Annotated in this window: 13 protein-coding genes; 5 read left to right on the forward strand and 8 right to left on the reverse strand. The window is 72.4% G+C overall.

Features of this window, described 5'->3' with window-relative positions; genetic code table 11:
* The first annotated feature begins 270 nt into the window (after positions 1 to 270).
* Positions 271 to 1,089, forward strand: coding sequence for an NBR1-Ig-like domain-containing protein (locus ACWDN5_RS44890; RefSeq protein WP_310975376.1), 819 nt, complete (start codon positions 271 to 273; stop codon positions 1,087 to 1,089).
* A 31-nt stretch (positions 1,090 to 1,120) separates the two neighbouring features.
* On the opposite strand, the gene ACWDN5_RS44895 is transcribed toward ACWDN5_RS44890, so the two are convergent.
* Positions 1,121 to 1,555 (reverse strand): hypothetical protein, encoded by a 435-nt coding sequence (locus tag ACWDN5_RS44895; protein ID WP_310975377.1) that lies wholly within the window; start codon positions 1,553 to 1,555, stop codon positions 1,121 to 1,123.
* A gap of 196 nt (positions 1,556 to 1,751) precedes the next feature.
* On the opposite strand from ACWDN5_RS44895, the gene ACWDN5_RS44900 reads away from it, so the two are divergent.
* On the forward strand, positions 1,752 to 2,504 hold the full coding sequence (locus ACWDN5_RS44900; RefSeq protein WP_310975379.1) for a ZIP family metal transporter: 753 nt from the start codon (positions 1,752 to 1,754) through the stop codon (positions 2,502 to 2,504).
* On the opposite strand, the gene ACWDN5_RS44905 is transcribed toward ACWDN5_RS44900, so the two are convergent.
* On the reverse strand, positions 2,485 to 2,802 hold the full coding sequence (locus tag ACWDN5_RS44905; protein WP_449680568.1) for a hypothetical protein: 318 nt from the start codon (positions 2,800 to 2,802) through the stop codon (positions 2,485 to 2,487). The two genes, ACWDN5_RS44900 and ACWDN5_RS44905, sit on opposite strands and share 20 nt — an antisense overlap.
* On the reverse strand, positions 2,799 to 3,395 hold the full coding sequence (locus ACWDN5_RS44910) for an SRPBCC family protein (protein WP_449680569.1): 597 nt from the start codon (positions 3,393 to 3,395) through the stop codon (positions 2,799 to 2,801). The genes ACWDN5_RS44905 and ACWDN5_RS44910 overlap by 4 nt, the downstream gene beginning before the upstream one ends.
* A 96-nt stretch (positions 3,396 to 3,491) precedes the next feature.
* On the opposite strand from ACWDN5_RS44910, the gene ACWDN5_RS44915 reads away from it, so the two are divergent.
* Positions 3,492 to 4,127, forward strand: a complete 636-nt coding sequence (locus ACWDN5_RS44915; RefSeq protein WP_449680570.1) for a TetR/AcrR family transcriptional regulator — start codon at positions 3,492 to 3,494, stop codon at positions 4,125 to 4,127.
* Here ACWDN5_RS44915 and ACWDN5_RS44920 read toward each other — a convergent pair whose 3' ends face one another.
* From ACWDN5_RS44920 to ACWDN5_RS44940, 5 genes are all read right to left on the reverse strand, one after another.
* Positions 4,128 to 4,958, reverse strand: coding sequence for a S1 family peptidase (locus ACWDN5_RS44920; protein ID WP_449680571.1), 831 nt, complete (start codon positions 4,956 to 4,958; stop codon positions 4,128 to 4,130).
* A 112-nt stretch (positions 4,959 to 5,070) separates the two neighbouring features.
* On the reverse strand, positions 5,071 to 5,706 hold the full coding sequence (locus ACWDN5_RS44925; RefSeq protein WP_449680572.1) for a TetR/AcrR family transcriptional regulator: 636 nt from the start codon (positions 5,704 to 5,706) through the stop codon (positions 5,071 to 5,073).
* A 61-nt stretch (positions 5,707 to 5,767) separates the two neighbouring features.
* Positions 5,768 to 6,649: a CU044_5270 family protein gene (locus ACWDN5_RS44930; RefSeq protein WP_449680573.1), complete on the reverse strand. Its 882-nt coding sequence runs from the start codon at positions 6,647 to 6,649 to the stop codon at positions 5,768 to 5,770.
* A complete protein-coding gene (locus ACWDN5_RS44935) occupies positions 6,642 to 7,232 on the reverse strand; it encodes an RNA polymerase sigma factor (RefSeq protein WP_449680574.1) in 591 nt (196 codons plus the stop codon). The genes ACWDN5_RS44930 and ACWDN5_RS44935 overlap by 8 nt, the downstream gene beginning before the upstream one ends.
* Positions 7,233 to 7,323: 91 nt before the next feature.
* Positions 7,324 to 7,806: a MarR family winged helix-turn-helix transcriptional regulator gene (locus ACWDN5_RS44940; protein ID WP_449680575.1), complete on the reverse strand. Its 483-nt coding sequence runs from the start codon at positions 7,804 to 7,806 to the stop codon at positions 7,324 to 7,326.
* Between the two features lie 78 nt (positions 7,807 to 7,884).
* Between ACWDN5_RS44940 and ACWDN5_RS44945 the strand changes: the two genes are divergently transcribed.
* Together ACWDN5_RS44945 and ACWDN5_RS44950 are read left to right on the forward strand one after the other, a co-directional pair.
* Positions 7,885 to 8,499: a GTP cyclohydrolase II gene (locus ACWDN5_RS44945; RefSeq protein ID WP_449680576.1), complete on the forward strand. Its 615-nt coding sequence runs from the start codon at positions 7,885 to 7,887 to the stop codon at positions 8,497 to 8,499.
* 27 nt (positions 8,500 to 8,526) lie between these two features.
* On the forward strand, positions 8,527 to 9,372 hold the full coding sequence (locus ACWDN5_RS44950; RefSeq protein ID WP_449680577.1) for a helix-turn-helix domain-containing protein: 846 nt from the start codon (positions 8,527 to 8,529) through the stop codon (positions 9,370 to 9,372).
* Positions 9,373 to 9,462 lie beyond the last annotated feature (90 nt).

Consider the following 9,462-nt stretch of genomic DNA (forward strand, 5'->3'; position numbering starts at 1 on the left):
CGGGTTGAGCGCGGTGAACAGCGGCTTGAAGCCGTTGAACAGCTCGGTCAGGTCCAGCGCCGGCGTGGTGCGGTCCAGCGGGACACGACTTTGGCGGAAGCCCGGCTCCAAGGCGGCGGCCGTCCGGCGTCACCCACAAGGTGGTTTCGTTCGCCGCCGAACCGAACACCTCGCCCGCCGCCTCGGCCAGGTGATCTTCGGAACCGGCCGCGGCGAGCGTGCCAGAGCTGCGTTACCTTCGCGGTCTGGTGCGTCGGGGGAAGGCGGCAGATGACGATCGACCAGGCGGGTGGGCCGGTGCGCAAACCGGGCCGGCGGGCGCACCGGCCCGATCCGGACGGCGGGCCGGTCGCGGGGTTCGCGCACGCGCTGCTGGTGCTCAAGGAGACCGCGGGCGATCCGTCCTACGACCGGATGCGCACCGAATTCGGGGCGGTGGCGTCCAAATCCGCGCTGGCCGCTGCCGCGCGGGGGCTGCAGCTGCCCAGCTGGGAAACCACCTGGGAATTCGTGCGGCCCCTGGCCGTCACCGTGCTGGGCGGGGACGAAGACGCGACGCGCCGGGAGTGGCGGGCCCGGTGGACCGCCGCCAGGCAGGGCGGAACCGAGCCGGACAGCCGGCCCGGACGGCACGGGTGGCTGCTGGTCGCGGCGGTGGTGGCCGTGGTCGCCGCCGGGGTCGTGGCCGCCGTGAGCTGGCCTCGGTCCCACGGCGGCGGGGAACCTTCGCTGCCGATCGAAGGCGACGCCTCCAGCCTGGTCGCCGACGTCACCTACCCCGACGGCAGCCGGGTCGCGGTGAACGAGCGGTTCGTCAAGACCTGGCGGCTGCGCAACGCCGGCACGGTCGGGTGGCACGGCCGGTTCCTGCAGCGCCTGCCCCCGCTCGACGGCCTGGACGTCTGCCACACCGATCCACGCGTGCCGCTGCCCGACGCCGAGCCCGGCGCGGAAGTGACGGTCAGCGTGCCGGTCCAGGCCCGCGGCACGCCGGGCCCGTGCCAGGTGTACTGGAAAATGGTCGACTCCGGCGGGCGGCTCTACCTGCCGCAGTCCAGCGGCATCTACTTCCAGGTCGAAGCCGGCTGAGCCCGGCGGGCGGGCTCAGCCGGACGAGACCTCAGATGAAGTAGTCGACGTTGGCGATGAGGCTCGTGCCCATCCCCTTCACCCGGACCTCGAGGTTCGACGCGGTGTTGGCCGGCCACTTGACCGTCCCGACCCCCGACTTCCCGCAGCCGATGCCCTGCCAGGCGTCGGGGTGGGCCGCCTTGCCCATCCGGGCCTCCACGCACGCGGCCTGGTTGGTGCCCGACTGCGTGTTCCACTCGACCCGCAGCTTCCCGCGCCAGCCGCTCGCCGGGCTGGTGTAGGAACAGTGCTTGGACACCGGGCCCCACTTGGCCACCGCGCCGGTGGCCGTGCCGGAGCACAGGGCGGACGTGCTGAGCGTGCCGGCTCCGGCCGGCGCGGCCGTCAGGGCCGCCAGCGCGGCGGCCGCCCCGACGACGGCGGCCACGCGGCCGCGGGCCGGCTTGCTGCTCGAGGTGTGCATGGGAATGTCCGTTTCCTTTCTCGACGACCGGCGGTCTCCACCGGTGCCGCCGAGACTCGCAGCGCGCCGGGAACCGGGACAAGAAGTCCCATGTCCAGGCATTGTCCGCGCACATCAGGACAACGTTCGTGTTCGCGGGCGGCTTCGTGGGTAGTCCTTTCTCGGACGATCACCGAGCCTGCGGAAGGGGGCTTTCGTGCCGCAATGGGTGGCGGCGGGGTGCTGGGGCCTCGTCGGCGGGATCGCGCTCGTGCTCGGCGCCGCGGTGGCCTGGTGGGTGCGGGTTCCGCGGCGGGTGGTGGCCGGGATCATGGCCTTCGGGGCCGGGGTGCTCATCTCCGCGCTGGCCTTCGACCTCGTCGACGAGGCCCAGCGGTCCGGCGGGCTCTGGCCGACCGCGGGCGGGTTCCTCGGCGGCGCCGCGGTGTACGTCCTGATCAACGTCCTGCTGGCCCGGCGGGGTGCCCGGCACCGCAAGCGGTCCGGCGACCAGCAACCGTCCGAACAGGACACCGCGGGCAGCGGGGCCGCGATCGCCGTCGGTGCCCTGCTCGACGGCGTTCCCGAATCCGTCGTGCTCGGCGTGTCCCTGCTCGGGGGCGGGGGTGTCGGGATCACCGTGCTGGCCGCCGTGTTCATCTCGAACGTCCCCGAAGGGCTGTCCAGCGCCGCCGGCATGAAGGCCGCCGGCCGCAGTGCCCGGTACGTCTTCGGCGTCTGGGCCGGCATCGCGGTCGCCAGCGGGATCGCGGCCCTCCTCGGCAACCTGCTGTTGCGGACCGCGTCCCCGGCGACGGTCGCCGCCATCACGGCGGTGGCCGCGGGGGCGATCCTCGCGATGATCGCCGACACGATGATCCCGGAGGCCTTCGAACGCACCGAGCTCTACACCGGCCTGCTCGCCACCATCGGCTTCCTGACCGCCTTCGTCATCGAGCACGCCGGCTGACGACGACCGCGACCACGACACCGGCTGCGGTGAACACCGCCGTGGCCACCGGGCTCAGGTACTTCGACAGGCTCGGCGCGCTGCTCGGCCCGGCCAGCCACAGCGTCAGCGCGGTGGCGTAGACCGCGGCGAGCCCGGCGGCCCACCAGCGGTGTGCCCGCCGGCGCAGCGAACCGATCAGTACGACGGCGATCGGCACGCCGGACAGCAGGGCGAACTGGCCGGCCACCATGACCGGGACGGCCCAGGCCGCGACGAGCACGGCCTTCGAGGTGCGGGGCGGAGCGGCGACAGTCATCGGGTTCCCTTTCCGTGGGCTTCGGCGGTGGTCTTGAGGTCGGCGAGCCAGGCGTCGAGGCCAGGCGCCAGGTAGCGGAGGGCGGTGGCGGGGTCGGCTTCGATCTGCGCGCCCGTCCAGCTCTCCTCGGTGCGGACGAGCACGCCGCCCCGCACCGGGGTGAACGTCCAGACGTGCACGCCACGGTCGATGCGCAGCCCGTCGCCGATCGCCGGCCCGGTCCAGCGGACGCACCGGCCCGGCTGCACCTGCCCGACCGTCGAGGTGATGACCAGGGTGGTCGCCGGGGTCGTCGGCGTTGGCGGTGCGGGCGTGGTCCAGCGGAACCGCGAACCGGGCCGCAGCGGACCGGTGTCCAGCTTCTTCGCGCTGGTGACGGCCGATTGCCACGCGGGCCAGCGCGCCACGTCGGTGTGCAGCTTCCAGACCGCGGCGGCCGGCGCCTCGACGAACGTTTCGGTCCGGTGGTGCAGCTGCGCGGCCGGGTCGATGCCGGCGCCCCGGCAGCGCAGAGCCGGGGTGGCCTCGGCGACGGCGGCGGGGCCGGTGAGCCCCGCGGTGACCGCGAGCGCGAGCAGTGCCGAACGGATCATGATTCCCTCCAGTGCATTAGTAGCTATCGTGATGGTTAGAAGCTATAACCAACATCGCGTGAGTGTCAATAGGAAAAGTGATAGCCTCTAACGGTGATGAGCGAGAGCCCGCGAGAGCGTTATCGAGCCCAGGTGCGCGAGGAGATCAAGCGCCACGCGTGGGAGCAGATCGCCGCGGCCGGCGTGCCCGCGCTGTCGCTCAACGCGATCGCCAAGCAGGTCGGCATGAGCGGCCCGGCGCTGTACCGGTATTTCGCGAGCCGTGACGAGCTGATCACCGCGCTCATCCGCGACGCCTACCGCAGCCTCGCCGACACCGTCCGCGCGGCCCGCGACGCCGGGGCGGGCGTGTCCGGGCTGGCGGCCACCATCGGCGAATGGGCGCGCAGCGATCCCCAGCGCTACTTCCTCATCTACGGCACGCCCGTGCCCGGCTACCACGCGCCCGGGGATACGACCGCGATCTCGTTCGAGGTCATGGCCGTGCTGATCGAAGCCTGTGCCGAAGAGGCGGGCGACGAGCCGCCGACACGCTTCGACACCCACCTCGAGACCCACCGCGCGTGGGCGGGTGGCCACCCGGCGCCACCCGCGGTCCTGCACCGCGCGCTGTCCTTCTGGACGCGCCTGCACGGCGTGCTCTCCCTCGAGCTGGCCGGCCACTTCGCCGGCATGGAATTCGACCCGGAGCTGCTGATCACCGAGGAACTGGCCGCGCTGGAGCGGCCGTGATCACCCGGTCTGTTCGCGGATCCAGTCCGCCACGACGTCGACCCGGGCGATCGTCTCCGGCCCGGGCTGCGGGCACGGCGGCCCGGTGTTGACGATCGCCACCAGGGTCGCGGTGGCGTCGTCGTCGGAGACGAAGAACGGACCGCCCGAGTCCTCGGGGCACGGGCCGTTTTCGACCGTGCGCTTGCCGACCGGCTGGGCCTCCAGGGTCGCCTGGCCGATGCCCGACACCGTGAAGCGGCCGCGCTTGAGGTGGTCGGACGGGCCGAGCACGGTCGCCGAGAGCGAACCCCAGCCGGCGAACTGGAGCTGCTTCCCGACCGACGGCCGGGTCGTGGCCAGCCGCACCGGGGTGATGTCCTCGATCGGGCTGCCGAGCTTGGCCACCGCGAGGTCGTTGACCGGCGACTGCCGGACGTCGACGACCTCGCTCGTGTAGCCGCCGGGGTCGCTGTCCTTCAACCGCCCGACGGTGACCTTCATCGTGTACGGCGGCCGCCCGCCGATCCGGGTGTCCTTCAGGTCGTGGAAGCAGTGCCCGGCGGTGACGATCCACTGCGGCGCCACCAGCGACCCGCTGCAGGCGCCGCTGCGCACACCACCACCCGGGACGGGGATGTCGTCGGAGGTCAGCTTCGCGTTGAACGGCAGGACCGGGTTCGGTGCGGGCCGGGTGGACGTGGCCACCGGTGCCGGTGCCGGGGCCGGGGCGGCCGTGTCGGGCAGGCTGTGCCCACCGGCCGCGGCGGCCAGGACGGGGCCCGCGACCGGCAATCCGGTCGCGGCGTGGGCGAACGCGAGGCCGGCGCCCGCCAGCACCGCGACCGCCACCGCTCGTGCCCGGAACTGCCGTCGTCGATCCGAAGAGGTCCTCACACTCTTGATGCACGGGTGGGAGCCCGGAATGGTTGCGAGAACCGGACGGCACTGGCATCCGCGCCGGTCAGCCGCGTCGTCGGCGGGCGGGTTTCGGCGCCGCGATCGCCGGCCACAGCACGGAGACGACCGCTTCGGGGATTTCGTCCCGGCTCTCGCCCCGGTAGAAGGCGGCGAAGTAGCTGCCGAAGCAGAGGGTCGCGATGGTGTGCTTGTCGATGCCGCTTCGGACCGCGCCGCTGTCCTGCAACTGGGAAAGCACGTTCTCGACGAGGGTGACCCGCGGTTCGACGGCGTGCTCCCGGAGGATCCCGAGCAGCTCGGGGGTGCGGATCGCTTCGCCGGCGAAGTTGCCCATGAGGACCATGGCGTCCGGGTTGAAGTATGCGGGATCGAGCCGCCGGACGGCTTCGGTGAACGCTTCCCGCGGTTCCAGCGCGGTCAGGTCGACGGTGTAGGAGTCGCGCTGCTTGCGGAAGCCGTAGTCGAGCGCGTCGACGACGAGCTCGAACTTGGTCCGCCACCGCCGGTACAGCGTCGGGCGGCTGACTTTCGCGTCGGCCGCGATGTCGCCGATCGTCATGAGGGAATAGCCGTCGCGGACGAGACGCTCGCGCGTGGCCAGGATGATCGCCTCGTCGAGCGCGGCGTCGCGGGGCCGTCCGCCGGGTCTGGGAGTGGCTTCCGGATCTGCTTGGGCCATGCGGAAAGCCTAGTCGATCCGTTACGGAACGTGGCCGTAACGGATCGACCGGGGCAAGCCGTCAGGGGCGCTGCCCCACTTCGTCGACGTAGGTCTTCACCGTCACCGCGCTGTCGGTCGTGCCCAGGAACTGGTACGTGGCGGCGTCGAAGACCAGCACGATCGGCTGCGCCTTGGGGCTTCCGGGCGGCAACGGGAACGCGATCCCGACACCCGGGCGGCCGGCGCCGTCGGTGACGTGGTCCAGGGCGGTCAGGCCTGGCACCTTCGCCGCTGCCTGGAACAGCGCCGCGTAGGACGCCGGCTGGAGGACCTGCTCGTGGGCGAGGTTGTACACGTCCTTGCCGATGTATTCGGCGTTGCCCTTGCGGTCGGCCTCGTACTGGTAGAGGTAGGCGAGCATCGCGTCGGCCGTCGTCGGCAGGTCCGTCCGGTAGACCGTCTTGGGCGTGCAGTCCTCGAGCATCCCTTCCTTGCGCGGGTCGTTCGTGCCGTACATCGGCGCCTTGCCGTTGCGGCAGCCCCCTTCCTTGATGCTGCCGATCAGGCTGTCGCGGGTCCCGTCGATCGAGAACCAGACCTCGCGGATGTGGTGGTCGGGCTGTTCCGTCTTCACGTACAGGAACTGGTCGGGGCGCGGTGGCTTGCCCGGTTCCTTCAAGGCCGTGCTCGCCGCCTCGGTCAGCACCTTGACCGGGTCGGCGTGCGCGACGCCGACCCCGACCCCGACCCCGACCTGGTCGGCGGGGGCCAGCGCGACGACGGCGGTGATCGCCGCGGCCAGGCCGACCGAGGCGCCGGCGAGCCAGAACCAGCGGCGCGGCCGGTGCCGCCGCTCACCGCGTGCGGCTTCCAGGAGCCGCTCGCGGGCCGGCGTGAGCTGCTCCGCCGGCGCGAAGCCGACGGTTTCCGCGCGGCTGCGGATCAGGTCCAGTTCATCCATGACCCGAGGTCTCCTTCACGAGGTCGAGGGCGCCGAGCTCGGCGCGGACGCGGGCGCGAGCCCGGTTGAGCCGGGATTTGACGGTGCCGACGGGAATGCCGAGCGCTTCGGCGACTTCCTGGTAGGCCAGGCCTTCCGCGGCGACGAGCAGCAGGACGTCCCGTTCGCGGGGCCGCAGGGCGGCCAGGGCCCGGTCGAGCCGCGTGCCGAGGGCCTGGGCGCTGACCTGGTCGGCGACCCGGTCGGCGTGCCCTTCTTCGGCGGCGGGCGGGCCGACGGCCAGCCGGAGCTTCAGCTCGCGCACTTCCGCCCGCCGCTGCCGCGAGACGAGGTTCGTGGCGATGCCGTAGAGCCACGGCCGCGCGTCGGGCCGGTCCGGGTCGAACTTCGCCCGCTTGTCGAAGGCGATCAGGAACGTGTCCGCCAGGACGTCGTCGGCGGTCGTCGGCCCGAGGCGCCGCACCAGGTAGCGGTGGATGTGCCGCGAGTGGCGGTCGAAGATGACGGCGAAGAGGCTCGGCTCGTGCCGCGACCGCGCGATCACGCTCGCGTCGTCGTCGGAATCGGGGTCGTCCGGGGTCATCGCCCGCCTTTCGGTCCAGCCAGTGTCATCGGCTGTTCTCAGGCGGCGCGGGGCGGGTTCCGAAATCGACGGGGGAAGTGACTCAGGTCACTCAGCGGCAGTCGGTGGCCGGGTCGCCGGTCGCGAGCATGCGGCGGTTCGCCTCGCCGAGGCCGTCGGCCAGCGCGTGCAGCTGGTCCGGGGTGAGGACGTCGATCAGCAGCTCGCGGACCAGTGCGACGTGCCCGGGCGCGGCCTGCTCCAGCAGGGCCATGCCGTCGTCGGTGAGCACGGCGTAGACCGCGCGGGGATCGCTTTCGCACGCGCGGCGGCGCACCAGGCCGGCCCGTTCCAGCTGGCCGATCTGGTAGGTGAGCCCGCTCTTGGAGTTCGACACCGCGCAGGCGAGCTCGGCCATCCGCAGTTCGCGGTCCGGGGCTCCGCTGAGCCGCGCGAGGATCACGTACTGGAGGTGCGAGATCCCGGAATCCTGCTTGAGCTGCTGGTCCAGCCGCCGGTTGAGCAGCTCGTAGGTGCCGAGGAACGCGTTCCAGGCGCGCTTCTCCTCGGCGTTCAGCCACCGTGGACGACCCATGTCACAACGGTACCTGTTGTTCAAATTCGAACTCAAGGGGTACGGTGCGATCAAGGTTCAAATTTGAACGGAGTCGCCATGATCCCCGCCGCCACCGTCCGCACCCGGGTGCGGGTCCCGCTGCGCTTCGCCGACGGCTTCTCGGCCACGGCCGAAGTCGTCACCTTCGACGGCTTGGCCGACGGTGCCGAGCACCTCGCCCTGGTGTTCGGCGACCCGGCCCGGCCGCTGGTGCGGATGCACTCCGAGTGCCTGACCGGCGACGTCTTCGGTTCGGCCCGCTGCGACTGCGGGCCGCAGCTGCGCGAGGCGGTGGAACGGATCGACGGCGCCGGCGGCGTCCTGCTCTACCTGCGTCAGGAGGGCCGGGGCATCGGCCTGTACGCCAAGCTGGACGCCTACGCCCTGCAGGACGCGGGCCTCGACACCTACCAGGCGAACACCGCGCTGGGCCTGCCCGAGGACGCCCGCGACTACACCGCCGCGGCCCAGATGCTCGCCGCGCTCGGCATCGCCGAGGTGGACCTGCTGACGAACAACCCGGACAAGGTCCGGCAGCTGCGCGACCGCGGCATCACGGTCGCCGGGACGGTGCCCACCGGCGTCCACGCGACCCCGGACAACCTGCGGTACCTCGACGCCAAGGTCCGGCACACCCAGCACACCCTGGCCCTGCCCGAGCTGGCCGGCTGACGGCGTTTCCGCTGGTAGGGTTCTGTTGTGTCGGAGGTTCCGGGGACCCGCGTGCGGTTCGGCCGCCGCTGGTCCTCGCTTGCCTTAAGGCTGCTGGACAACGTCGTCGAAGCGGAGCTCGACCTGCCGCCGGTGGACGAGCAGGTCCTGGTCCTGGTCAGCGCGGGGACCAAGACGATCGAGTCGCGCCACGGCAGCCGCTGGCGCAGCGCGGAGTACGGACCGGGCTCGATCGGCCTGACCGCACCCGGCCACGCGACCCGGCTCCGCTGGCGCGGCGACGGCCGCACGCTGACCACGCACGTCCACCTGCCGGCCGCGCTGATCGACCGCACCGCCCTCGAGCTCTGGGGCCGCAACGCGGACCACCTCGGCCGCCCGGACGCCCTGGCGGTCCGGGACCCGGTGCTGGCGTCGGTGGCGGGAGCCCTGGGCGCGGCGGCCCGCGCCGGCGCGGACGAGCTGTACGCGGAATCGGCGGCCACGTTCCTGGCGGTCCACCTGCTGACCCACCACGCGGCGGCGCCCCCGCCCCGCGAGCCCGGCCGCGACGAGCAGCGCACCCGCCGCGCGGTGAAGTTCATCCGGGACCACCACCACCTCCCGCTGTCCCTGGCCGACATGGCGGCCGCGGCGGACCTGAGCCCGTTCCACTTCCTGCGCGTGTTCAAGACGGCGACCGGCCAGACGCCGTACCGCTACCTGACCCGGATCCGGGTCGAACGGGCCTGCCGCCACCTGGAGCGCGGCGAGCTGTCGGTGACGGAGATCGCGCAGGCGTGCGGCTTCGCGACGCCGTCGCGGTTCGCTTCGGCGTTCCGGGCCCAGATCGGGCTTTCGCCCTCGGCGTACCGGGCCGCGGTGCGGGGCTAGCTGTGATGTCCAGGGACGTTGTCCCGAGTCGAGGTGACCAGGAGCGGCCTGTCGTGCTGACAGGTGAAGGCCTCCGGTTGTGAAGTGGAG

It is taken from the genome of Amycolatopsis sp. NPDC003731 (genome assembly GCF_053586895.1).